General features: G+C 68.4%; 22 protein-coding genes. 14 read left to right on the top strand and 8 right to left on the bottom strand.

What is annotated here, in order from left to right:
• Positions 1-23 precede the first annotated feature (23 nt).
• Entirely contained in the window at positions 24-1346 is a 1323-nt protein-coding gene (locus AC0L6G_RS03780; protein WP_293828453.1) for a dicarboxylate/amino acid:cation symporter, read from the top strand.
• Between the two features lie 9 nt (positions 1347-1355).
• Here AC0L6G_RS03780 and sseA read toward each other — a convergent pair whose 3' ends face one another.
• Together sseA and AC0L6G_RS03770 are read right to left on the bottom strand one after the other, a co-directional pair.
• Entirely contained in the window at positions 1356-2180 is an 825-nt protein-coding gene (gene sseA, locus AC0L6G_RS03775; RefSeq protein ID WP_473252893.1) for a 3-mercaptopyruvate sulfurtransferase, read from the bottom strand.
• 128 nt (positions 2181-2308) lie between these two features.
• A complete protein-coding gene (locus tag AC0L6G_RS03770; RefSeq protein ID WP_473252892.1) occupies positions 2309-3763 on the bottom strand; it encodes a cryptochrome/photolyase family protein in 1455 nt (484 codons plus the stop codon).
• A 112-nt stretch (positions 3764-3875) separates the two neighbouring features.
• On the opposite strand from AC0L6G_RS03770, the gene kdsA reads away from it, so the two are divergent.
• The 7 genes from kdsA to AC0L6G_RS03735 are packed head-to-tail and all read left to right on the top strand — an operon-like array spanning position 3876 to position 11302.
• Positions 3876-4754: a 3-deoxy-8-phosphooctulonate synthase gene (kdsA, locus tag AC0L6G_RS03765; RefSeq protein WP_473252891.1), complete on the top strand. Its 879-nt coding sequence runs from the start codon at positions 3876-3878 to the stop codon at positions 4752-4754.
• An 18-nt stretch (positions 4755-4772) separates the two neighbouring features.
• Complete coding sequence (gene rfaE2 / locus AC0L6G_RS03760) at positions 4773-6245, top strand: D-glycero-beta-D-manno-heptose 1-phosphate adenylyltransferase (RefSeq protein ID WP_473252889.1); 1473 nt, start codon at positions 4773-4775, stop codon at positions 6243-6245.
• Positions 6245-7246: an ADP-glyceromanno-heptose 6-epimerase gene (gene rfaD, locus AC0L6G_RS03755; protein ID WP_473252887.1), complete on the top strand. Its 1002-nt coding sequence runs from the start codon at positions 6245-6247 to the stop codon at positions 7244-7246. The genes rfaE2 and rfaD overlap by 1 nt, the downstream gene beginning before the upstream one ends.
• Entirely contained in the window at positions 7246-8382 is a 1137-nt protein-coding gene (locus AC0L6G_RS03750; protein WP_473252886.1) for a DUF3089 domain-containing protein, read from the top strand. Before rfaD ends, AC0L6G_RS03750 begins: the two co-directional genes overlap by 1 nt.
• A gap of 25 nt (positions 8383-8407) precedes the next feature.
• Positions 8408-9397, top strand: a complete 990-nt coding sequence (locus AC0L6G_RS03745) for an SPFH domain-containing protein (RefSeq protein ID WP_293825040.1) — start codon at positions 8408-8410, stop codon at positions 9395-9397.
• Positions 9398-9418: 21 nt separating this feature from the next.
• A complete protein-coding gene (locus tag AC0L6G_RS03740) occupies positions 9419-9877 on the top strand; it encodes an NfeD family protein (RefSeq protein ID WP_293825038.1) in 459 nt (152 codons plus the stop codon).
• 30 nt (positions 9878-9907) lie between these two features.
• Complete coding sequence (locus AC0L6G_RS03735) at positions 9908-11302, top strand: MFS transporter (protein WP_473252885.1); 1395 nt, start codon at positions 9908-9910, stop codon at positions 11300-11302.
• Here the strand turns inward: AC0L6G_RS03735 and rnhA are convergent.
• Complete coding sequence (gene rnhA / locus AC0L6G_RS03730; RefSeq protein WP_293825033.1) at positions 11299-11751, bottom strand: ribonuclease HI; 453 nt, start codon at positions 11749-11751, stop codon at positions 11299-11301. The genes AC0L6G_RS03735 and rnhA overlap by 4 nt on opposite strands.
• A gap of 111 nt (positions 11752-11862) precedes the next feature.
• Here rnhA and AC0L6G_RS03725 point away from each other — a divergent pair, with 111 nt between their 5' ends.
• Genes AC0L6G_RS03725 through tatC form a run of 3 tightly spaced genes read left to right on the top strand, consistent with a single transcriptional unit; the run spans position 11863 to position 13573 of the window.
• Complete coding sequence (locus tag AC0L6G_RS03725) at positions 11863-12081, top strand: twin-arginine translocase TatA/TatE family subunit (protein WP_291537402.1); 219 nt, start codon at positions 11863-11865, stop codon at positions 12079-12081.
• A 23-nt stretch (positions 12082-12104) separates the two neighbouring features.
• Entirely contained in the window at positions 12105-12689 is a 585-nt protein-coding gene (tatB, locus tag AC0L6G_RS03720) for a Sec-independent protein translocase protein TatB (protein WP_366098577.1), read from the top strand.
• Positions 12686-13573 (top strand): twin-arginine translocase subunit TatC, encoded by an 888-nt coding sequence (gene tatC / locus AC0L6G_RS03715; RefSeq protein WP_291537403.1) that lies wholly within the window; start codon positions 12686-12688, stop codon positions 13571-13573. The genes tatB and tatC overlap by 4 nt, the downstream gene beginning before the upstream one ends.
• Before the next feature lie 100 nt (positions 13574-13673).
• Here the strand turns inward: tatC and glnA are convergent, their stop codons facing one another.
• Entirely contained in the window at positions 13674-15080 is a 1407-nt protein-coding gene (gene glnA / locus AC0L6G_RS03710; protein WP_291537405.1) for a type I glutamate--ammonia ligase, read from the bottom strand.
• An 82-nt stretch (positions 15081-15162) separates the two neighbouring features.
• A complete protein-coding gene (locus AC0L6G_RS03705) occupies positions 15163-15501 on the bottom strand; it encodes a P-II family nitrogen regulator (RefSeq protein WP_008261682.1) in 339 nt (112 codons plus the stop codon).
• A gap of 117 nt (positions 15502-15618) precedes the next feature.
• Between AC0L6G_RS03705 and AC0L6G_RS03700 the strand changes: the two genes are divergently transcribed.
• Entirely contained in the window at positions 15619-16434 is an 816-nt protein-coding gene (locus AC0L6G_RS03700) for an NAD(P)H-hydrate dehydratase (RefSeq protein ID WP_291537414.1), read from the top strand.
• On the opposite strand, the gene AC0L6G_RS03695 is transcribed toward AC0L6G_RS03700, so the two are convergent.
• On the bottom strand, positions 16431-18542 hold the full coding sequence (locus AC0L6G_RS03695; protein ID WP_473252884.1) for a GumC family protein: 2112 nt from the start codon (positions 18540-18542) through the stop codon (positions 16431-16433). The genes AC0L6G_RS03700 and AC0L6G_RS03695 overlap by 4 nt on opposite strands.
• A gap of 175 nt (positions 18543-18717) precedes the next feature.
• Between AC0L6G_RS03695 and AC0L6G_RS03690 the strand changes: the two genes are divergently transcribed.
• A complete protein-coding gene (locus AC0L6G_RS03690; protein ID WP_291537416.1) occupies positions 18718-19419 on the top strand; it encodes a polysaccharide biosynthesis/export family protein in 702 nt (233 codons plus the stop codon).
• Complete coding sequence (locus tag AC0L6G_RS03685; protein ID WP_473252883.1) at positions 19416-20672, top strand: lipopolysaccharide biosynthesis protein; 1257 nt, start codon at positions 19416-19418, stop codon at positions 20670-20672. The genes AC0L6G_RS03690 and AC0L6G_RS03685 overlap by 4 nt, the downstream gene beginning before the upstream one ends.
• Here the strand turns inward: AC0L6G_RS03685 and AC0L6G_RS03680 are convergent.
• Together AC0L6G_RS03680 and AC0L6G_RS03675 are read right to left on the bottom strand one after the other, a co-directional pair.
• Positions 20659-22002 (bottom strand): O-antigen ligase family protein, encoded by a 1344-nt coding sequence (locus AC0L6G_RS03680; RefSeq protein ID WP_293825012.1) that lies wholly within the window; start codon positions 22000-22002, stop codon positions 20659-20661. The genes AC0L6G_RS03685 and AC0L6G_RS03680 overlap by 14 nt on opposite strands.
• Positions 21995-22795, bottom strand: a complete 801-nt coding sequence (locus AC0L6G_RS03675; protein WP_473252882.1) for a WecB/TagA/CpsF family glycosyltransferase — start codon at positions 22793-22795, stop codon at positions 21995-21997. The genes AC0L6G_RS03680 and AC0L6G_RS03675 overlap by 8 nt, the downstream gene beginning before the upstream one ends.
• Positions 22796-22822: the final 27 nt, after the last annotated feature.

Below are 22822 nucleotides of genomic sequence, written 5' to 3'. Positions count from 1 at the left end.
CAGCATCGCATCCTGGGGGACAGATGACCGAGACGAAACGCGGCCTGGCGCTGCATTGGCTGATGCTGATCGGATTTTCCGTCGGCCTGGTCGGCGGGCTCGCCGTCAACCTGGTCCTGGGGGCCGATACGGCCTGGGTCGTCTGGCTGACGGACAATGTCACGGGGCCGATCGGTCAGATATTCCTGCGCCTGCTGTTCATGATGGTGGTCCCGCTGCTGTTCTCGGCCCTGGTGGTCGGGGTGGCGGAGATGGGCGACCTCAGCGCTCTTGGCCGCGCGGGGATCAAGACCCTGCTTCTGACCATACTGGTGTCCAGCATCGCCGTGGTGATCGGCCTGGTGATGGTCAACGTCTTCCAGCCCGGTCGCGGGGTCGATCCGGCGGTGGCGCAGCAGTTGCTGGCCCAGGGCAAGGACGGCGCGGCGGGCATCGTCCAGAGCGGACGCGACACCAACATCCAACTGGGCGACTTCTTCCTGGATCTGGTGCCGTCCAATGCGGTGACGGCGGCGGCGGAGAACGCCATCCTGCCGCTGATGGTCTTCGCCCTGTTCTTCGGAATCGGCCTGGTCATGGCCAAGAGTCCGGCGACGGATCGCCTGCAGGAAGTGATCCAGGGGGTGTTCGAGGTCTCGATGACCCTGATCAACCTGTTCATCAAACTGGCGCCGCTGGCCATCGCCTGCCTGATGTTCAACCTGGCGGCCCTGTTCGGATGGGACCTGCTGGTCCGGCTGGCGGCCTTCGTCGGCGTCGCCGTCGGGGCGATGGCGATCCATATGTTCGTGGTCTATCCGCTGGTGATCTGGCTGTTGGGCGGACGCTCGCCCATCGCCTTCTTCAAGGGCGTTCGCGAGCCGATGGTGGTGGCCTTCTCGACCGCCTCGTCCAACGCCTCCCTGCCCGTGTCGCTGAAGGCGGCCGAGGAGCAGTTGAAGCTGCCGCGCAAGATCGCCCGCTTCGTCCTGACCGTCGGGGCGACCGCCAACCAGAACGGCACGGCCCTGTTCGAGGGGGTGACGGTGCTGTTCCTGGCCCAGTTCTTCGGCGTCGACCTGTCGATCAGCCAGCAGGTGATCGTGATGCTGGTCTGCATCCTGGGCGGGGTGGGCACGGCGGGCGTGCCGGCGGGCTCCCTGCCGGTCGTGGCCATGATCCTGGTGATGGTGAAGGTGCCGCCCGAAGGCATCGGCCTGATCCTGGGCGTCGACCGCTTCCTGGACATGTGCCGCACCACCCTGAACGTCACCGGCGACCTGGTGCTGGCGACCGTGGTGTCGCGCGGCGAGGACGACGCGCCGGAAGAGCCGGGCGAACCCGCGCCGGTCGCCGCGACGGCCTGAGGCTGGGGATCAGCCGGTCTGGACGGGCGTGTCCTCGCGCGCGCCCCATTCCGACCAGGAACCGTCATAGAGCCGCGACGGCCGGCCCAGTTCGGCCAGGCCCAGCGTCAGTATGGCGGCGGTGACGCCCGAGCCGCAGGTGGTGATGACGGGCCGGTCCAGGTCCAACCCGATGTCGGCGAACGCCTGGGCCAGGGCCGCGCCGCGCTTCATCGTTCCGTCGGGATTCAAAAGCTGGCCGTAGGGCAGGTTCAGCGCGCCCGGCATATGGCCGGAGCGGACGCCGGGGCGAGGCTCGGGCGCCAGCCCCTCGAACCGGGCGGCGCCGCGGGCGTCGACGATCTGAACGCCCTGTCCGACGGCGGCGCGAACGTCGCTCAGCTCGGCCACGGCGCCGGGGACGGGATCGACCTGGAAGCTCGCGGGACGAGGCGTCGCGGCGCCCCGTTCGAGCGGACGCCCCTGCGACCGCCACAGAGGCAGACCGCCGTCCAGCACGCGCACGTCGCGCGCGCCCATCGTCCTGAACATCCACCAGACCCTGGCCGCAGAGAACAGGCCGGCCGTGTCATAGACCACGATCTGGTCGGCCGCCGCGACGCCCAGGGCGCCCGCCACCGCGGCGAACGCCGACGGCGACGGCATCATGTGGGGCAGGGGGCTCGCGGCGTCCGACACCGCGTCCAGGTCGAAGAAGACCGCCCCCGGAACATGCGCCTGTTCGAAGTCGGCGCGGCCGTCGCGGCCGTCCAGGCTCCAGCTGCCGTCGATGATCCGCAGGTTCGGCTGGCCCAGCCGGGCGGCGAGGTCTTCGGGCGAGATCAGGAAGCTCATGGGCGCGCCTTCATGCTCGGGAAAAACGCCGTCGGATTCCATCGGTGCGGACCCTTTCGCCGTCGACCAGGGCGTCGTGGAGGACGACGATCCGCATGGCCGGACTTTCGGCCTGCGGGCCGGTGCGGTCAATCGCGATCGCTTTGGTCGTCGCGGCGCCCCGAGACGATCTTCAGAGCCTCCAGCGCGCGGGCGCGGGCCTTGTCGTGCTGGACGACCGGATGGGGATAGTCGCGGCCGAGGCGCACGCCCGCCTCGCCCAGCACCTCGGCCGGCGCCGTCCAGGGCGCATGCAGCCAGCGGTCGGGCACGCGCGCCAGTTCGGGAACCCAGCGCCGCACATAGCCGCCCTTCGGGTCGAACTTCTCGCCCTGGGCGACCGGATTGAAGATGCGGAAATAGGGCGAGGCGTCGGCGCCCGAACCGGCGATCCACTGCCAGTTCTGCACATTGCTGGCCAGGTCGGCGTCCACCAGCGTGTCCCAGAACCAGGCCTCGCCTTCGCGCCAGTCGATCAGAAGATGTTTGACCAGGAAGGAGGCGGCGATCATCCGCACGCGATTGTGCATCCAGCCCGTGGCCCACAGCTGTCGCATGCCCGCGTCCACCAGCGGATAGCCCGTCCGGCCGCTTTTCCAGGCCTGGAGCGCCCTCGGATCGTCGCGCCACGGCATGGAGTCGTATTCGGGGCGGAAGGCGCGATCGACGATGTAGGGGAACTGGTGCAGCAGATGGGCCGAGAACTCGCGCCAACCGATCTCGGCGACGAACTTTTCGGCCTCGGCGGACGAGACCTTGCCCGCCGCAGCGGCATGGCGAGCGCGTTCGATGGCGCGCCACGGGCTGATTTCGCCCCAGTGCAGATGCGGGGACAGACGGCTGGAAGCGGGACGGTCGGGAAAGTCCCGGTCCCGTGCATAGGTCGCCAGTCCATTGGCGAGGAAGTTCGACAACGCCCGTGCGGCGCCCGCTTCGCCCGGTGTCCAGTCGAATGCACCCGACCAGTCGGGGGACGTCGGATGCAGGCGCCAATCGTTCAGATCGTCGCTGTCCACCCCGGTCGGCGTCGAGACGCGCCCGGGCCCGGCCGCAGGGGGCGGAGGCTGGCTCTTGGAAAGCAGGGTCTTAAGAAAGGGCGTGAAGACTTTGTAAGGGCTGCCCGATCCGTTCATTACGGCGCCCGGACGGCGCATGAGGGCGGCGTTGAAGCCGCGGCACTCGACGCCATCCGCCTTCAGCGCATGGGCGATCTCCGCGTCATGTTCGAAAGCGTTCGGCTCGAACAGTCTGTTCATATAGACCGCCTCGGCGCCGGTTTTGGCGATCAGGCCCTGGATTACGGGCAGAGAAGCGCCGCGGCGCAGGATCAGGCGCGATCCGCGATCCTGCAACGCGCCGTCGAGGGCGCGCAGCGACTTGTCCAGCCACCACCTCGACGCCGCGCCGACGGGTCGGTCATAGCGGTCGTCCAGGATGAACACCGGCAGGATCGGCCGTCCCGTTTCGTGGGCCTGAGTCAGGGCCGGGTTGTCCCGAAGCCGCAGGTCGCGGCGGAACCACAGGATGACGGGCTTATTGGCCAAGCGGGAGAACTCCGTGATAAGTTGCGCCGATCGCCGACGAGCGCCACCTGATGGCCTCATGCTTGCGGCAGGACCGCACGCCAGACCCAGTTTAATGCAGAAAGCCGTACCTGTGAGCCGACCCAACGCTGTCATTACGTTGTCCGAAGGTCTTCGGACGCCTGTCGTCATCGGCGGCGGCGCGCGAATCGCCTTCATCGCCGGACCGTGCCAGATGGAAAGCCGCCAGCACGCGCTGGAAACCGCCCATGCGCTGAAGGAGATCGGCGAGCGGTTGAACGCGGGCGTCATCTACAAGACCAGCTTCGACAAGGCCAACCGCACCAGCGCCAATGCGGCGCGCGGCATCGGCCTGAAGGAAGCCCTGCCGATCTTCGCCGAAGTCCGCGAAGTCACCGGACTGCCGACCCTGACCGACGTCCATTCCGAGGCCCAGTGCGGTCCGGTGGGCGAGGTGGTGGACGTGCTGCAGATCCCGGCCTTCCTCAGCCGCCAGACCGACCTGCTGCTGGCCGCCGCCGCGACCGGCAAGGCCATCAACATCAAGAAGGGCCAGTTCCTGGCCCCCTGGGACATGAAGAACGTCGTCGCCAAGGTGGTCGGCGCCGGCAATCCGAACGTGATGGCCTGCGAGCGGGGCGCCAGCTTCGGCTACAACACCCTGGTCAGCGACATGCGCGCCCTGCCGGTGCTGCGCGAGATCGGTTGTCCGGTCGTGTTCGACGCGACCCACAGCGTTCAGCAGCCGGGCGGGCAGGGCACGTCCTCGGGCGGCCAGCGCGAGTTCGTGCCGGTGCTGGCCCGCGCCGCCGTCTCGGTGGGCGTGGACGCCGTCTTCATCGAGACCCATCCCGATCCCGATCATGCGCCGTCGGACGGCCCCAACATGGTGCCGCTGGACCAGTTCGAAGCCCTGGCCGCGCAATTGATCGCCTTCGACGACCTGGCCATCAGGCTGGGCGCCAAGGCGCCGGTGGCGCAGGCGGCGTGAATCCTCTAGGGCGGGCGAATGTCTGACACCCTGGACCTGGGCGCCCTGCAGAGCCTGCTGGAGCGTGTGCGCGGCCTGAAGATCGCCTGCGTCGGCGACCTGATGCTGGATCGCTACGTCTATGGCGAGGTCAGCCGGATTTCGCCCGAGGCGCCGATCCCGGTGCTGCGCGCCGCCCGCACCGTGGCCATGCCCGGCGGCGTCGGCAATGTGGCGCGCAACATCGCGGCCCTGGGCGGGACCGCCCGGCTGGGCGCCGTCGTCGGGGACGATGCGGCGGGGGCGGAGCTGACGGCCCTCATCGCCGCCGAGCCGGGGATCGAGGACCTGCTGGCCCGGCCCGCCGGCGCCGCGACCATCGTCAAGACGCGCTTCGTCTCGGCGGGGCAGCAGCTGCTTCGGCTGGACGATGAGGCTGCGGCGGTCGAAATCGAGAATTCAGACGCTTTCACAGGGGCTTCCGCATATCTTTTGTCAGATTACGCGAAGGGCGTGGTCGGGGACGCCTTGATTGCGAAGGCCCTAAATGCGGCCAGGGCGTCCGGCGCGCCGGTGGTGGTCGATCCCAAGGGACGCGATTTCGCGCGTTACGGCGCGGTGGACGTCATCAAGCCGAACGCTTCGGAACTGGCGGGGGCCACCGGCCTGCCGGTCGGCACGGACGCCGAGGTCGAGGCGGCGCTGGAAGCCCTGCTGGCCGCCACGACCGCCCAGGCCGTCGTCGTCACCCGCGCCGGCAAGGGCATGAGCCTGGCGCGGCGCGGCGCGGCGGTGAAGCATTTCCCAGGCCGCGCGCGCGAGGTGTTCGACGTGTCGGGCGCCGGCGACACCGGCCTGGCCGCCATCGGCCTGGCGCTTGGGGCGGGGGCGTCGCTGGAGACGGCGGTGCAGTTCGCCATCCTGGCTTCGGGCGTCGTGGTCGGCAAGGCGGGGACGGCCGTCGTCACGCCCGCCGAACTGATCGAGGCCGAAGTCAGCCAGCACGCCAGCGCGGCCGTCGCCAAGGTGACGCCGCTGGACGAACTGGCGGCCGAGGTCGAGGGCTGGCGGCGCCAGGGGCTGAAGGTCGGTTTCACCAACGGCTGTTTCGACATCCTGCACCGGGGGCACGTCGCCTATCTGGCGCAGGCGCGCAGCTGGTGCGACCGGCTGGTCGTGGCGCTGAACACCGACGCTTCGGTGAGGCGATTGAAGGGCGAAGGCCGGCCGGTCAACGACCTGGACAGCCGGGCCGTGGTGATCGGCGGTCTGGCCAGCGTGGATCGCGTGACCAGTTTCGACGATCCGACGCCGCTGGCCCTGATCGCACGGCTTCGGCCCGACGTGCTGATCAAGGGATCGGACTACAGCCGCGAAGGCGTGGTCGGCGGCGACCTGGTGGAAAGCTGGGGCGGGGAGGTGAGGCTGGCGGACTTCAAGGACGGCTTCTCCACCACGCGGACCATCGAGAAGATGGCCTGTGCTGAATCCGCGGCGACAGGGCAAGGATGATGACGCCCAGAATGATCGTGGTGACGGGCGGGGCCGGCTTCATCGGCTCCAACATCGTGGCGCGGCTGACGGCCGAGACGGCCCATGACGTGGTGGTCTGCGATCGGTTGGGGACCGCCGACCTGGCCAAATGGAAGAACCTGGCCAAACATCCCATCGCCGATTTCTGGTCGCCCGAGGCGTTGTTCGAGCAGCTGGAACGCCATGCCGAACGGATCGAGGCCGTGGTCCACATGGGCGCCGTTTCCTCGACGACCGAGCCGGACGCCGACCTGATCCTGCGGACCAACTTCACCCTCTCGCGCGACCTGTGGGACTGGTGCGCGATCCGCGATGCGCGGATGATCTACGCCTCGTCGGCGGCGACCTATGGCGATGGGGAAACAGGGTTCGACGACGATGACGATGCGAAGTCCCTGTCTCGGCTTCGGCCGCTAAACGCCTATGGTTATTCGAAGATGTTGTTCGATCAGTATGCCGTTCGACAGTCGGATCGGGGCCAGGCGCCGCGTCAGTGGGCGGGCCTGAAGTTCTTCAACGTCTATGGACCGAACGAGGGTCACAAGGGCGCGATGAAGTCGGTCGTGGCCCAGATTTGGCCTAAGGTGCAGGGCGGCGAGACCGTGACCCTGTTCCGCTCGCACAATCCGAACTACGCCGACGGCGGGCAGATGCGCGACTTCGTCTATGTCGACGACGTGGTCGACATCGTCGAGTTCCTGTTGCAGTCGCCCCAGGTGTCAGGGGTGTTCAACGCCGGGTCGGGGCAGGCGCGTTCGTTCGCGGACCTGGCCCGGGCCACCTTCGCCGCCGCCGGCAAGGAACCGTCCATCGACTATGTCGACACGCCGGTCTCGATCCGCGACCGCTATCAGTATTTCACCCAGGCGCGCATGGACCGCATCCGCGCCGCCGGCTTCCAGGGGCAGTCCACGCCGCTGGAAGAGGGCGTGCGCCGCTATGTCCAGAACTTCCTGTCCACGGCGGATCCGTACCGCTGATGCGCCGGCTGACCTTCAGACAGTGGGTCGGCTATGCGGGGTTCGCCGTCGTCCTTGTCGTGACCGTCGCGGTCGCCGTCTGGAGCGGCGATATACTTCGGGCCGGCCTGGACCCCCAGGTTCCGTTCCAGACCTATGAGCCCCCGCCTGCCCCAGACTATCGCTCGGCCTCCTCATGGGCGTTGCAGGACGACGGCCGGTCGGACCAGGCGGCGGTCTTTTTCGTCATGCCGACGACCTTCGACGGCGGTTCGGGCTGGAACGGGGCGATAGACGACGCGCGGGCCAACGCCTATATGCGCCGCGTCGTCCTGCCCAACTACGCCTCGCCGTTCGCGCGCGAGGCCAAGGTCAGCGCGCCGCTATATAGGCAGGCCAGCCTCTACACCCGCCTGACCCTGCGCGACGACGCGCGCGAGGCCCGGGCCTTTGCCTATGAAGACGTGAAGCGGGCCTTCGATCTGTGGCTGGCGAACCATCCGACAGGCCCCATCGTCATCGCCGGGGTCGAGCAGGGCGGCGAACTGGCCGCACGCCTGGTGCGCGAGGAGTTGCAGGCGCATCCCGCGCTGAAGTCGCGGCTGGCGGCCGCCTATCTTATCGAGACCCTGATCAGCCCGGAAATGTTTGATCGGCGGATCGCCCCGTGCGACGCGTCCGATCAGACCGGGTGTCTCGTGGCCTGGATGTCGGTGCGGAACGGCGACGAATCGGCCGCGCGCCGGGCGCTTCGTCGGGCGCTGGAGTGGAACGGCCGGGGCGAATTGGTGGAGTTGAAAACGGCGCCGATCTGCGTCAATCCCGTCACGGGCGCGATCAGCCAGCCCCGCGCCGAGGCCCGCCAACATAGCGGAGCGACCAACGCCACGGGCCTGGAATGGGGGGCCCGGCCGGCCTTGACCGGACGTCTGGTCTCGACCGAATGCCGCGGCGGACTGCTGTGGCACAGCGCGCCGGACGCCGACTTCCTGACCGCCGGGGGAAGCTGGGCGGATCGGCGCAAGATCGTGCCCTACAACCTGTTCTACGGCGACATCGAACGCGACGTGGCGACCCGGGTCGCCGCCTGGCGCCGCAAAGCGGCGTCCGAGCCCAGGCCGCCGGTTTCTGTGGCGCCGCTCGCGCGCAGCGGGTAGGTTCGACGCCTCAGGGAGGGTTTTCATGGACGTAACTACCATATTCGCCGGCGTCGTGCTGCTGCTCGCCATCGTGCTCTTGATCAGCGTGATCAAGATCGTGCCGCAAGGGCGCGAATTCACGGTCGAACGGTTCGGAAAATACACCAAGACCCTAAGCCCCGGCATCGGCTTCCTGACCCCGTTCGTCGAGCGCATCGGACGCCGCATGAACATGATGGAGCAGGTGCTGGACGTCCCGACCCAGGAAGTCATCACCAAGGACAACGCCATGGTGCGGGTGGACGGCATCGTCTTCATCCAGGTGATGGACGCGGCGCGCGCCGCCTATCGGGTCGACGATCTGACCTACGCCATCGCCCAGCTGTGCATGACCAATCTGCGGACCGTGGTCGGGTCCATGGAGTTGGACGAGGTGCTGAGCCAGCGCGACAGCATCAACACCCGCCTGCTGCACGTCATCGACGCGGCGACAGAGCCCTGGGGCGTCAAGGTCAACCGGATCGAGATCAAGGACCTGACCCCCCCGACCGATATCACCAACGCCATGGCCCGCCAGATGAAAGCCGAGCGCGAACGCCGCGCCGTCATCACCGAAGCCGACGGCGAGAAGTCCGCCGCCATCGCCCGCGCCGAGGGCGCCAAACAGGCCGCCATTCTGGAAGCCGAAGGCCGCAAGGAAGCCGCCTTCCGCGACGCCGAGGCCCGTGAGCGCGAGGCCGAGGCCGAGGCCCGCGCCACCGCCATGGTGTCCGAGGCCATCGCGCGCGGCGACGTGAACGCCATCAACTATTTCGTCGCCCAGAAATATGTCGAAGCCTTCGCCGAACTGGCGCGCAGCCCGCAGCAGCGCACCGTCATCGTGCCGACGGAGATGAGCGCCCTGGTCGGCACCATCGCCGGCATCGGCGAAATGGTCGGGTTGGCCAAGGAGCAGAACGGGGCGGCGACCCCGCCCGCCCGGCCTGCGGCGCCGCGTCGTCCGGCGACGGGCGGCGTCCCGCCCTCGGCCTGATCCAAGGAAGGAGGCTGATCCATGACCGCGCTCGTCGATCTCTACGCCGCCCAGCCGTTCTGGATCTGGCTGGCCGTGGGTGTGCTGTTGCTGGCGGTCGAGGCGATGTTCTCGACCGAATGGCTGTTGTGGCCCGCCGTTTCGGCCGGGGTCGTGGCCGTAATGACGGCCGCGGGGGTGCGGCTGGGCCTGCCCGGCGAGGTGGCGGTCTTCGCCCTGCTGACCGTGATCGCCACCCTGCTGTCGCGCCGGCTGATCGCCAAGGCCAATCCCGAGGGACCCGACATCAACGACCGCGACAGCCGCCTGGTCGGCCAGAGAGCCAGGGTGGTGGAGGCCTTCGTCGGCGGACGGGGGCGGGTTTTCGTCTCCGGCGCCGAATGGCCGGCCGAGATCGAGGGCGAGGCGCCGGGCGAGGGGCAGGACGTGGTGGTCAAGCGCGTCGACGGCTCGCGCCTGACGGTCCAGGCCGCCGTCTGAACCGCCAACCGTCGAGGGCGTTGGCCTGAGATGACCAGCCAGAATGTCGCCGCCGACGGCCTGCCCACGCCCCGCCGCTATTGGGCGATCGTCTCGATTGGCCTGGGCATCACCCTGGCCGTGTTGGACGGGGCCATCGCCAACGTCGCCCTGCCGTCCATCGCCCAGGACCTGCAGGCGTCGGCGGCGGCCTCCATCTGGATCGTCAACGCCTATCAGATCGCCATCGTCGTCGCCCTGTTGCCGCTGGCGTCGCTGGGCGAAATCGTGGGCTATCGCCGCGTATCCCAAGTGGGCCTGGCGGTCTTCACACTGGCGTCCCTGGCCTGCGCACTGTCCGATTCGATCCTGACGCTGAGTCTGGCCAGGGTGCTGCAAGGCTTCGGCGCGGCCGGGATCATGAGCGTGAACGGCGCCCTGGTGCGCTTCACCTATCCGCAGCGGCTGCTGGGCCGCGCGGTGGGAATCAACGCGGTGATCGTGTCCATGGCCGCCGCCGCCGGCCCGACCATCGCCAGCGCGGTCCTGAGCGTCGGCGAATGGCGCTGGCTGTTCGCCCTGAACATTCCGCTGGGGGTGCTGGCCGTGTCGATGGCGGGGTTCACGCTGCCGCACAATCCGTTGCAGAAACGGCGTTTGAACATCGTCGGCGCCCTGTTGAGCGCTGCGGCCTTCGGCTTCGTGATCACCGGGATGCAGGCGCTGGCGCACGGAGAGGCCTCCGTCTTCGGCTTCGGCCTGACGGGATTGGGGCTTGCGGCTGGGGTTCTGCTGGTTCGGCACGAGCGGCCCAGCCGAACGCCGCTGATCCCGCTGGACCTGTTGGCGCGGCCGATGTTCGCCCTGTCGGTGGCCACTTCCATCATCTCCTTCACCGCCCAGATGATGGCGTTCGTCGCGCTGCCGTTCTTCCTGCAGGGGCCGTTGGGGCTGAACGCGGTCCAGACGGGGCTGCTGATGACGCCCTGGCCCCTGGCGACCATGTTTGCGGCGCCGCTGGCCGGCTATCTGTCGGATCGTTATTCCGCCGGAGTGCTGGGGGCGATCGGGCTGACGCTGTTCGCCTGCGGCCTGATAGCCCTGAGCCTGCTGAACGCCGAATCCTCGCATTTCGACATCGTCTGGCGCATGGCTGTGTGCGGCGCGGGCTTCGGCTTCTTCCAGTCGCCCAACAATCGCGCCATGCTGTCCGAAGCGCCGCGCGAGCGGGCCGGGGCGGCGGGCGGCAGCCTGGGGACGGCGCGGGTGCTGGGCCAGTCGATGGGCGCGGTCGTGGTCGCCTTCCTGCTGTCCGCCGCGCCCGTGACCGGCGTGCGGCACGGATTCCAGATCGCCGCCATCGCCGCCCTGTTCGGCGCGGTGATGAGCGGGGCGCGCATCCGCCGCCGTCCATCCGAGCCGGACAAGGAGGTCGAGGCGGTCTAACGCGCCTTGAGATCGGCGACCCCGCGATTCGCCAGCTGGTCGGCGCGCTCGTTCAATTCGTGGCCGGCGTGACCCTTGACCCAGCGCCATTTGACGTCGTGCCGGGCGCGGGCGGCGTCGAGCCTTTGCCACAGGTCGGCGTTCTTCACCGGCTTCTTGTCCGCCGTGAGCCAGCCGCGCGCCTTCCAGCCGCGCATCCATTCGGTGATGCCCTGCATGACGTATTTGCTGTCGGTGTGCAGTTCGACCCGGCAGGGACGTTTCAGGGCCTCCAGCGCCATGATGGCGGCCATCAGCTCCATCCGGTTGTTGGTGGTGTTGGCCTCGCCGCCCCAAAGTTCCTTTTCGTGGCCGCCGGCTGTCTGAAGCACGGCGCCCCAGCCGCCCGGGCCGGGATTGCCCTTGCAGGCCCCGTCGGTATGGATGATGACGTGATCGGAGGGACTCATGGTCGCGCAGGCCTACAGCCTCCCTTGGCGGGACGCCATGACTGCGCCTATATGCGGGTCGAATAAGAGTGGATGGGATCGGATGACCGATCCCCGCGAGGAGAATACGCCATGGGCTCCATGAGCATCTGGCACTGGGCCATCGTCATCGTCGTGGTCGCCCTGCTGTTCGGCGGCCGCGGCAAGCTGTCCAGCATCATGGGCGACGCCGCCAAGGGCATCCGCGCCTTCAAGGACGGCCTGAAGGACGACGACAAGAAGGACGGGCCGCACGGCGGCGTCAGTTCCCTGCCGCGCACCGATGCGGAAAAGGAAGAGCTGAAGCGCTAGCCGTCGTCTGTAAGGGCTGACGCATGGGCGGGCTCGGCCCCGGAGTCGGGGGCTTCGAATTAGTGGTGATCGGCCTGGTGGCCCTGCTTGTCGTGGGGCCAAAGGATTTGCCGATCCTGATGCGTCGCGTCGGTCAGATGGTGGCCAAGGCCCGCGCCATGGCCAATGAGTTTCGCACCAGTTTCGACGAAATGGCGCGCCAGTCCGAACTGGACGACCTGCGCAAGGAGGTCGAAGCGCTGCGAACGGGGCAGGCGGCGATGTATCCGCTCGGCGCCGAGGCCGATGCGGCCTTCAAGGACATCAACGCCGGGTTGACCGCGCCGGCCGCCTCGACGGCTTCGCCTTCATCTGCGCCTGAGGTTGCGGCCGCGACGCCCGCAGTCGACGAATGGCCCGATACCGGCGCCGCGCCGACCGTCGTACCCGCCGCGCCCGCGACCAGGCCCGCCAAGGCCAAAGCCAAGCCGGCCGGTTCCGCCAAGGTCAAGGCGGCCGGGGCGGCTCAGACCAAGGCCGTTCCCTCGAAAACGCCCAAGACGCCCAAGACGACCCCGGCGGGCGCCGCCACGCCCAAGGTCGCGCGCAAGAAGGCTGCCGACCTTTGACCCTGTCCGATCGTGACGAAGCCGAGATCGAGGCGTCGCGCGCGCCGTTGATGGATCATCTGATCGAACTGCGCCGGCGGCTGCTGATCTGCGTCATCGCCTTCGCGGTCGGTTTCATTGGCTGTTTCGCCTTTTCCGAGCCGATCTATCTGTTCCTGGTCAAGCCGTTCGTGGCGGCGCAGGCCTTCTATTCCTCGGTCGGGCCCCACGGGCACGTCTCGCCCCTGGACCTGATCCTCGGCACGGCGGGGCTGAAGGCGCTGCCGCACGTCAATGGCCATACGGTCAACCTGATCTATACGGCGCCGCTGGAAATCCTGTTCACCAAGATGAAGTTGGCCGGGTTCGGCGCGGTCTTCGTCGCGTTTCCGGTGCTGGCCTGGCAGCTTTATCGCTTCGTCGCGCCGGGGCTTTACCGCAACGAGCGCGGCGCCTTCCTGCCGTTCCTGGTGGCGGCGCCGGTGCTGTTCCTGCTGGGAGCGGCGCTGGTCTATTTCGTCATGCTGCCGTTCGTGATGTGGTTCTCGCTGAGCCAGCAGATCGTGGGCGACGGGGTGGCGGCCAATCTGCTGCCCAAGGTGTCGGACTATCTGAACCTGGTGACGGCGCTGCTGCTGGCCTTCGGCCTGTGCTTCCAACTGCCGGTCGTGATGACCCTGCTGGGGATGGCGGGGCTGATCAATTCCAAGCTGATGTCTTCGGGCCGTCGATACGCCATCGTCGCGGTCGTGGTGGTCGCCGCCGTCGTGACCCCGCCCGACCCGATCAGCCAGCTGATGCTGGCCGTGCCCATGGTGCTGCTCTACGAGGTGTCCATCTGGTGCGTGCGGCTGATCGAATTGCGCCGCAGGAAGGCCGACGAACTGGAGGCCGAGATCGCCTGACCCCTGGCCGGTCGGGACGGCTGAAAGCCTCATGTTCAGACATGGAAAAGGGCCGGAGGATCGCTCCCCCGGCCCTTCGCCGTTCGGCCCGATCCGAAGATCAGCAGCTGTAGTACATGTCGAACTCGACCGGGTGCGGATGCAGTTGCAGGCGCATCACCTCTTCCATCTTCAGGTCGATGTAGCTGTCGATGAAGTCGTCGTCCATGACGCCGCCCTTCTTGAGGAAGGCGCGGTCCTTGTCCAGGTTGTCGAGCGCTTCCTTCAGCGAGCCGGAGACCTCGGGGATCGAGCCGCGCTCTTCCGGCGGCAGGTCGTAGAGATTCTTGTCGGCGGGCGCGCCCGGATCGATGCGGTTTTCGATGCCGTCCAGACCGGCCATCAGCAGGGCCACGAAGGTAAGATAGGGGTTGCCCATCGGGTCGGGGAAGCGGGCCTCCAGGCGCTTGGCCTTGGGCGACGAGACGTGCGGGATGCGGATCGAGGCCGAACGGTTGCGGGCCGAATAGGCCAGTTTCACCGGGGCTTCGTAACCGGGCACCAGACGCTTGTAGGAGTTGGTCGTCGAGTTGGAGAAGGCGTTGATGGCCTTGGCGTGTTTGATGATGCCGCCGATGTACCACAGGCATTCCTGGGACAGGCCGGCGTACTGGTCGCCGGCGAACTGAGGCTTGCCGTCCTTCCAGATCGACATGTGGACGTGCATGCCCGAGCCGTTGTCGGCGAACATGGGTTTCGCCATGAAGGTCGCCGACTTGCCATAGGCGTGGGCCACGTTGTGGATCACATACTTATAGAGCTGAAGCCGGTCGGCCATGGTCAGCAGGTCCGAGAACTTCAGGCCCAGTTCGTGCTGGGCCGGCGCCACCTCGTGGTGATGCTTCTCGGGCTGCAGGCCCAGGTCGCGCATGACGCCCAGCATCTCGCCGCGCAGATCCTGGCCGGAATCGACCGGATTGACCGGGAAATAGCCGCCCTTGGGTCCGGGGCGATGGCCCAGATTGCCCTCGGCGTATTCGGCGCCGGTGTTGACCGGCAGTTCGACCGAATCGTAGCTGTAACCCGTGTCGTGCGGCTGGGTGGACCAGCGCACGTCGTCGAAGATGAAGAACTCGGCTTCCGGCCCGAAGAAGACCTGGTCGCCCACGCCCGAAGACTGGACGTAGGACAGCGCCTTCTTGGCCATCGAGCGGCTGTCGCGATTGTAGGGCTCGCCCGTGTCTGGGTTCAGCACGTCGCAGAACAGGAACATCGTGGTCTGCTGGTAGAAGGGGTCGATATAGGCCGTGGTCAGGTCCGGCTTCAGCAGCATGTCGGACTCGTTGATGGCCTTCCAGCCGGCGATGGACGAGCCGTCGAACATCGTGCCTTCGGTCAGGAAGTCCTCGTCGACCAGGTCGACGTCGAAGGTGACGTGTTGCAGCTTGCCGCGCGTGTCGGTGAAGCGAACGTCCACATACTGGACGTCCTTTTCCTTGATCTCCTTGAGGATCTTGCTGGCGCTCATTCTCGGAAGTCCTGTTTCTTGTCGTTTGGGGAGGAGACCGGACCGCGACCCGAGGGCCGAGGCCGGGAGGGGTTGGTCGAAGTCAGACGGCCTGTGCGCCCGTTTCGCCGGTTCGGATGCGGATCACCTCGGCGACGTCGGAGACGAAGATCTTGCCGTCGCCGATCTTGCCCGTGCGGGCCGAGGTCTGGATGGCCTCGACCACCGCGGGCGCGAGATCGTCGGCGACCACGACCTCGATCTTGATCTTGGGCAGAAAGTCGATGACGTATTCGGCGCCGCGATACAGCTCGGAATGACCCTTCTGGCGGCCGTATCCCTTGGCCTCCAGCACAGTCATGCCCTGCACGCCCACGTCCTGGAGCGCTTCCTTGACGTCATCCAGCTTGAAAGGCTTGATGATGGCTTCGATCTTCTTCATGGCGACCCCGGAGCGGCGCACGAAATGCAGCGGCGCTCGGGCCTGAATGGGACACACCAAGGGCGCTCAAAGCAAGCGGTTTTCGCAGAAAAGCCACGGATAATCGGAAGGCGGACAATGCAGATCAACGACCCGGCGCTGTGGCGCAGTTTTCTGCCCTGGCCGAGCGCCGAGACGCACAAACATTCTCGCGGGCGTCTGGCGGTCGTGTCGGGCAGGGCGCACCACACGGGCGCGGCGCGTCTGTCGGCGCGGGCGGGGTTGCGGATGGGGGCGGGCGTGGTGCGGATTCTGTGCCCGCCCGACGCGGCTGCAGTGATCGCCCCGGCCGTCCAGGCGATCATGCTGACGCCCTTCGCTTCGGCCGAGGCGCTGGGGCGCGAGGTCGTCGGCTCGGACGCGGTCGTCGTCGGTCCGGCGGCGGGCGCCGACGAGGCGACCGTGGCCAATATCCAGGCCCTGGCGCTGAGCGGCGCGGTCCTGGTGATCGACGCCGACGGCCTGACCGCGTTCAAGGGGCGGACGGCCGATCTGATCGGACTGCTGGACCGCGACGACATCCTCACCCCGCACGAGGGCGAGTTCGAGCGCCTGTTTCCCGGTCTGCTTGAACAGGGCCGGGAAGCGGCGGCGGCCGAGGCGGCGCGCCAGACCCAGGCGGTGATCGTGCTGAAGGGGTCCGAAACCCTGGTCGCGGCGCCGGACGGCCGAATCCGGCGCAATCCCAACGGTTCGCCCTGGCTGGCCACCGCCGGCAGCGGCGACGTGCTGGCGGGGATGATCGGCGGCCTGGCCGCCCAGAGGATGGACAGTTTCGAGGCCGCCAGCGCGGCGGTGTGGATTCACAGCGATGCGGCGGAACGGTTCGGGCCGGGCCTGGTCGCCGACGATCTGAGCGAAATCCTGCCCCGCGCCCTGGCGGCGCTGCGCTAGATCCGGGTGTAGATGAAGCGCGGGATGTGGAACCTGCGCATGTTCATGACCACGCCCGCCACCGCGCCGCCCGCAGCTTCGACCCGTTCGATCAGATTGGCGGCGACGGCCGTGCGCGTCTCCTCCGCCTCGATCACCATCAGCGACAGGTCGGTCAGGGGCGCCAGCAGCAGCGCCGCCGAGGATCGTTGCAGCGACGGCGTATCGACGATGACGACGGGGAACCGCGCCTTGACGCCATCGACGAAGCTGCGCCAGCGCGCCTCGGAGATGTTCGACCCCGTGCGCGTCATCGGCGTGGTGACATAGAGGTTGCTGTCCTCGACGCGCAGGACATAGGGATTGTCGGGAACGTTGGTCAGCCGCCCGCCCAGGGCGTGGATAGCCATGGCGACGCTGGCGTCGGCCAGCGGTTCGGCGTCGATCAGCAGCGTCTCGATCCCCGACCGGAAGGCCGAGGCCATGGCCAGATCCAACGCAATGCTGGTGACGCCCACGCCGTCCTCCGGTCCGATCACGGCCAAGGCCGCATGGGCGGGCGCGGTTTCGCGCAATCGGCGCAGGATCAGCGCCGCCTGGTCGGCCGTAAGCCGCGAGGTCAGCGGCCGCCAGCGCGGCAGGGGATCGTCGTCCTCCTCGCCCAGGGGGACGGTGGCCAGGACCGGGGCGCGCAGCCGCACCTCCGCATCGCGCGGGGTCAGCATGACGGGCGATGCGGCGGCGGAGACGATGACGACCGCCAGCGCCGCCAGCGTTCCGACGGCCAGGCCGGCCGCCAGGATCAGCAATCGGCCAGTGCGGGCCTTGGTCGGCGGCTGTGCGGCCTCGATCACGCGGACATTGGCGTTGGCGCCGGCGATGGAGCTTTGCAGCCGAGAATCCTCGGCGTTTTCGGCGACGCTGCGATAGGCGGTTTCGGTCAGGCTGCGCTGGCGCGTCAGTTCGCGGTAGCGCGGTCCGATCTCGACAAGGCCGGCCAGACGGGCGCGCACGGCGCCGAGCGCGTCGGCCAGCTGGGCGCGGCCGGACTGAAGGCCCGCCAGCTCGCCCCGCGTCGTGGCCAGCTGGGTCTCGATCTGCTGGGTCACGGGGTTGGGGCCGCTGCGCACCAGGGCTGTCTGAGATGGCGGCGCGGCGGCGATCTGGGCTTCCAGGTCCGCGATCTGGCGATCCAGTTCGACGACGAGGGGATAGCCGTCCGCGTAGCGGGCGGCGGCGACGCGGCGACGTTCGCGCAACAGCATAAGATTGTCGGTCAGGGCCGTGACCTGCTGCGAGCGGGTGTCGTCGGTGTTCAGGGCGATGACCGCCGCCGAGTCGCGGAGTTGCTGCGCCAGACGGTTCGCCCGCGCCGCGGCGGTGGCGATCAACTGGTCCTGGGCGGCCAACTGGGCGGTCAGGGTGGTCTGCTGGGACTGCACGCCCTGGATTTCCTGGTCGTAGTCGCCGATGGCGTAGCGGTTGGACAGGTCCGCGATCTGGGCCTCGGTGGCGGCCAGTTGATCGGACAGGCCGCGCTGCTGGTTGGTGACGGCGGCGCTGTCGGCGCGCTGGAAGATTTCGCGGCGGCTGGCGATGTAGTTCTGGACCAGGCGATTGACGAAGTCGGCCGCGACCCGGGGATCGCGATGGCGCAGCCGCACCTCGATGGTGTTGGACTGGGGGACGTTCTCGATGGCCAGGTCGCGGCCCAGTTGCTCCAGCGCCGCGTTCATGCCCGCCGGCCCCGACCGCGCCTTCGGATAGACCCGCATCAGGCCGATGTCGGTCAGAGTCTTCTCTCGGATTTCGCGCGAGCCGAGTATCTCCATCTCGGCATGGACGATCTGGGCGCGATCGAAGGTCTGGGGATTGCCGCTGGCGTCCTCGCCCACGGCGCGACGGAAGACATAGTCGTCCCCCAGCAGGATCAGGAGGCGCGATTGGGCGGTGTAGACGGGCTGGGCCAGGGTCGCGGCGGCCAGCGCCAGCAGCACCGGGATCAGGAAGGCGATCAGCGCCTTGCGCCAGTGATAGAAGGCCGGCGTCGCCAGCTCGCGTATCGTGATCGCCGACCCCGTCTTCGAGGGGCGCTGGTCTTCGGCGAGTTTCAGCGTCTGGTCGGTCAATACGCGGCTCTGAGCAGGACGATCCCGCCGAGTGGGGGCGAGGCTGCCGGTCAGCCCGCCCCATAAAGCCCTGAGTCGGAGCCGGGACGCCAGTCCGGCCTTGGCATTGTCGGTGAAAAACAGAAAGATGCGACGGGCGGCGGCGTGCGAGTCGGTCCGCGACTAAGGAAACCCGATGGCCGTCTGGCGCATGATCGCGATCGCCCTGGTGCTGTTTTCGGCCGCCTGCGCCTCGGGCGGCGGCGTGCGGGGCCAGGCCCAGCCCTATGATTTCGCACCCTGGGGCCAGGACGATTATCAGTATCGGCTGGCCGCAGGCGACGGACTGAGACTGAACTTTCTGGTCGAAGACGGATTGAACGCCGATGTCGTCGTGGGGCCGGACGGGCAGGGGGTTTTTCCGGTGATCGGGCCGGCGCCGGTCGGCGGCCTGACCGTGCGCGACGCCAGCCAGCGTCTGACCGAAGCCTACGCCGGGGTGCTTCGCAATCCGCAGGTGCAGATCAGCGTGGCGACCTATGGCGCGTCGCAGATTTACGTCGGCGGCGAGGTCAAGACCCCCGGCGTGGTGCAGATTCGCGGCGAGATGAACACCGCCCAAGCCATCTTCGCCGCCGGCGGTTTCGCCGAGACGGCCGGAACGGGCAAGGTGGTGGTGCTGCGGCGCGTCGCCGACGGGCGGCTGGCCTCGCGGATCGTGGACGCCAAGGCGCTGCTGAACACCGATGCGCGGCAGGATTTCCTGCTGCATCCCGGCGACCTGATCTTCGTGCCGCGCAGCGCCATCGCGGAGGTCAACCTGTTCGTGCGGCAATATTTGAATGGGGTGCTGCCGTTCAACTTCGGCTTCAGCTACGACCTGAACCGCTTCCGATGAGAGCGCTGGCGGGGCGGATCGGCCGCGCGTCGCCCTATCTGACGGCCGTCGTCGAACAGGGCCTGTTCTCGCTGTTGAACCTGGGCGTGGTGCTGGTCCTGGGCCGGCTGATGTCGCCCGATCAATTCGGGGCCTGCGTCTTCTGGTTCTCGGTCGCCTATGTGCTGGCCAGCGTGCAGAACGCGATCAGCGTGGCGCACCTTCAGGTTCTGGCCGGCGGCCGGGGCCTGGACCCCGCGCGGTTCGAGACCGAACGGTTGATGCTGGGCGCCGCTGCGTGCTTCTGGCTGGCGGTCGGGCTGGGCGCGGCCGTGACGATCGGGATCAACCGCGGCGGCGCGTTCGGCGTCTGGACGGCGGCGGCGTTCACGCCCGCCTATCTGCTTCAGCAATATGTGCGGCTGACTCTTTTCAGCCGGGGCCAGGGCCGCGCGGCGGCGGTCCAGACCGGGGCGGTGCTGATCGTGGCCGTCGCCCTGCTGGCCCTGGGGAGCCTGCTGTTCAACCCGTTAAGGGCCGAGCAGGTGCTGGGGCTCATGGGGACGGCCTATGCGGTCGTGGGGCTTGTCGGCCTGGCGCGCGCCAGCAGGGGCCTGTGGGGCGGTCTGATCCGCGCCCTGCCGGGCTATGTCGCCTATGGCCGGCAGTCCGGCTGGCTGTTCCTGGGGGTGTCGAGCACCGAGGTTCTGGCGCGGTTCTATGTCTTCGCCGTCAGCGCGGCCTATGGGCCGGGCGTGCTGGCGGCGCTGTCGTTCAGCCAGACCTTTCTGCGACCGGCGCCGCTTCTGGCCTCGTCCTGGAGCATGGCGGCGAGGAACGACCTGGCGGCGCGGCGGGACGCCGGCGATTGGCGCGGCTATGTCCGGCTGCTGAGCGTGTCGGCCGCGGCCGGGGCGGTCTTCGCCCTGTGCTGGACCGGGCTGATCTGGGCGGCGTGGCCCACGATCACGGAGCTGGCGTTCGACGGCAAATACGCCGACGCGCGCTGGATGCTGCCGCTGTGGGGCTTGAGCGCAGCCTTCGGCTTCGTCCAGGTGGCGGCCAGCACGGGATTGCAGATATTGAAGGCGTTCAAGGCCCTGGCCATCGCCAACGCCTCGGCCTCGGCCGTGGCGGCGGTCGGGGTGCTGTGGGGCATCGGCCGGCTGGGGCCGGGCGGCGCCATCGTGGGCACGGCGGCGGGCCAGGGGCTGGAAGCGGCGGCCATGCTGGCGGTGCTGGCGGTGCTGATCCGTCGTCTCAGGCGCGGCTGAAGCGCCGCTCGATCTCCACCCCCAACAGCAAAAGCACTGCGCCGAAGATGGAGTTGGCGGTGAAATAGCTGCTTTCCATGAAGTTGTGGCCGAACACCATCAACGGAAAGACGCCCAGCAGGAGCGCCGCGGCCAACCTTCGCCGGTCCCCGCCGACGGCCTCGCGGATCAGCCCCAGACCGCCGAAAACCCAGCGCATCAGGATGAGGACGGCGCCGGCCAGGCCGACCAGGCCGGTCGTGACCGCCAGGTCCAGGAAGCCGTTGTGCGCCTCGTTGGTGAAGGCGTCGGGCTGGGCGAACCAGGCGTCCGTCTGCAGGCTGGGTTGGACCGATGGGTCGATGTCCCAGAACGAACCGAAGCCCCAGCCCTGGATCGGTCGCCTGACGAACTCGTCCCAGACGAAGGTCCAGACGTCGGTGCGCTGGGTGAAGGTGACGCCGGCGAACGGCGCCCAGGGATCGTCGCCGACCACGAGACAATAGGCCAGCCAGCCGAACGCCGCTCCGGCCAGAACGGCGCCGACGACGGCGATCAGCCCCAGCCGCACGATCCGACGCTGGGCCATGACCGCGACGATGGCCGGCGTGGCGCAGGCCAGGGCGGCGAACAGGCCCATGCTGGTCTTGGACAGGCTGGCGATCAGAAGCACGACAGCCATCGCCGTGACGCTCCACCAGAAGGCGCGGGTCCGCCAGTCGCTGCAGGCCCAGGCGTAGGTTCCGCAGACGAACCCGGCCAGCAGCATGACGGCGCCCAGGGTGTTCTTGTGCGAATGGATGGCCGCCAGGCCCAGGGGCGTCATCGACACGCCCGGCGCCGCGATCCAAGACAGAACATCCACCCCGACCAGCACGGCGCATCCGGTCGCCATGGCCAGATGCAGCCGCCGGCTGTCGCCCAGCCCGATCGCGATGGCGACGCAGATCGCCAGATTGACCGAATAGAGGATCAGCCGCCGCGTCGACACCGTCGGGTCCAGCGCCCAGCGCGTCGTCAGGGCGAACCAACCGAACAGGGCCAGCAGCGGCAGAAGCCTGAGCGTCATGGCCGGCAGCGCCCGACGACGGAACCACAACAACGGCGCCGACAGGGCGAACAGACCCAGCCAGACGACGCGGTTCACGGGCGACGCCTCGGCGCCGCCGGTCAGGGGATCGATGGCGATCTCGTGCTGATAGGGATTCGGACCGACGCAGACGTAGAGCAGCATCAACACCAGCACCGCTCCGGCCCACAGGGCAAGCAGACGATCCGCCTGGGCCTCGCGCTTGTGCGCGTCCGCATCCAGGCGTCCCCGCCAGGCCTCCAGGCGGGCGGCGTCAGTCACGAGGGCGGGCGGATTTGAGCCCCAGGCGGAAGGCGACCGAATCGATCAGCCCCAGTCCCAGACCGTAGAGGCCGCGCATCAGATAGCGTCTCCACAACCGGCCAGGCTCGCGCGCCAGACGATACAGCCAGACCAGTCCGCGATCCTCCATCCACCGGGGAGCGGACGGCGTGCGGCCGGTCAGGGTGGTGATGGAACTGCCGATGCACAGGCCCAGGCCCGTGGCGCGGCCGTCGTCGATGATGCGCTGGCAGAACTTCTCGGACTGGGGCGGTCCCATGGCCACGAACACGAACCGGCCGGGATGGGCGGCGACGAAATCGACGGCGGCCCGCACGGCGTCCGCATCGTGGATGAACCTCATCGGCGGATTGTGGTGGGCGACGCGCGTCAGGCCGAACTGTCCGGCGAGGTCGGCGATCGCCGAGGCGTCGCCGCCGATGATGGTGATCGGGTCGTCCGGCGCGATCACCTCGTGGAACAGCCGTTCGACGATGTGGCAGCCCGGCGCGAAGCCCGGGTCAACGCCGCCGAGCGCGGCCGTCTTTCGCAACACGCGGCTGTCGTTGGTGCTGAGCCAGGCGCGGCCGCTGATATGGTCGAACTCCGCATCCTGGCGGCGCAGCCAGGCGTGTTCGGCGTTCGGCGTGATCAGGATGTCGAACGGCAGGTCCGCCGGGCGGGCGGCCAGGGCCGCGACCGCCTGATCCGTCGTCAGCGGATGAAACCGCAGCCCGGCGAAGCGGATTTCGAGTTCCGGTCGAAAGACGTGGCGGGGCGACAGGCTGTTCATGATGCGACCGTTCTGCGTTGCAGCGGC

Source organism: Brevundimonas sp. D3-1P, from assembly GCF_055809335.1.
Note: the sequence above shows the minus strand (reverse complement) of the source record. Positions and strands in the feature narration are given on the sequence as shown.

Coding starts and splice junctions, on each gene's coding strand:
- AC0L6G_RS03750 (WP_473252886.1), top strand. CDS start 7,246: ATGCGCCGGCTGACCTTCAGACAGTGGGTCGGCTATGCGGGGTTCGCC.
- AC0L6G_RS03685 (WP_473252883.1), top strand. CDS start 19,416: ATGAGAGCGCTGGCGGGGCGGATCGGCCGCGCGTCGCCCTATCTGACG.
- AC0L6G_RS03745 (WP_293825040.1), top strand. CDS start 8,408: ATGGACGTAACTACCATATTCGCCGGCGTCGTGCTGCTGCTCGCCATC.
- AC0L6G_RS03690 (WP_291537416.1), top strand. CDS start 18,718: ATGGCCGTCTGGCGCATGATCGCGATCGCCCTGGTGCTGTTTTCGGCC.
- sseA (WP_473252893.1), bottom strand. CDS start 2,180: ATGAGCTTCCTGATCTCGCCCGAAGACCTCGCCGCCCGGCTGGGCCAG.
- AC0L6G_RS03700 (WP_291537414.1), top strand. CDS start 15,619: ATGCAGATCAACGACCCGGCGCTGTGGCGCAGTTTTCTGCCCTGGCCG.
- tatB (WP_366098577.1), top strand. CDS start 12,105: ATGGGCGGGCTCGGCCCCGGAGTCGGGGGCTTCGAATTAGTGGTGATC.
- rfaD (WP_473252887.1), top strand. CDS start 6,245: ATGACGCCCAGAATGATCGTGGTGACGGGCGGGGCCGGCTTCATCGGC.
- AC0L6G_RS03725 (WP_291537402.1), top strand. CDS start 11,863: ATGGGCTCCATGAGCATCTGGCACTGGGCCATCGTCATCGTCGTGGTC.
- AC0L6G_RS03780 (WP_293828453.1), top strand. CDS start 24: ATGACCGAGACGAAACGCGGCCTGGCGCTGCATTGGCTGATGCTGATC.
- AC0L6G_RS03705 (WP_008261682.1), bottom strand. CDS start 15,501: ATGAAGAAGATCGAAGCCATCATCAAGCCTTTCAAGCTGGATGACGTC.
- rfaE2 (WP_473252889.1), top strand. CDS start 4,773: ATGTCTGACACCCTGGACCTGGGCGCCCTGCAGAGCCTGCTGGAGCGT.
- AC0L6G_RS03675 (WP_473252882.1), bottom strand. CDS start 22,795: ATGAACAGCCTGTCGCCCCGCCACGTCTTTCGACCGGAACTCGAAATC.
- rnhA (WP_293825033.1), bottom strand. CDS start 11,751: ATGAGTCCCTCCGATCACGTCATCATCCATACCGACGGGGCCTGCAAG.
- AC0L6G_RS03740 (WP_293825038.1), top strand. CDS start 9,419: ATGACCGCGCTCGTCGATCTCTACGCCGCCCAGCCGTTCTGGATCTGG.
- AC0L6G_RS03735 (WP_473252885.1), top strand. CDS start 9,908: ATGACCAGCCAGAATGTCGCCGCCGACGGCCTGCCCACGCCCCGCCGC.
- glnA (WP_291537405.1), bottom strand. CDS start 15,080: ATGAGCGCCAGCAAGATCCTCAAGGAGATCAAGGAAAAGGACGTCCAG.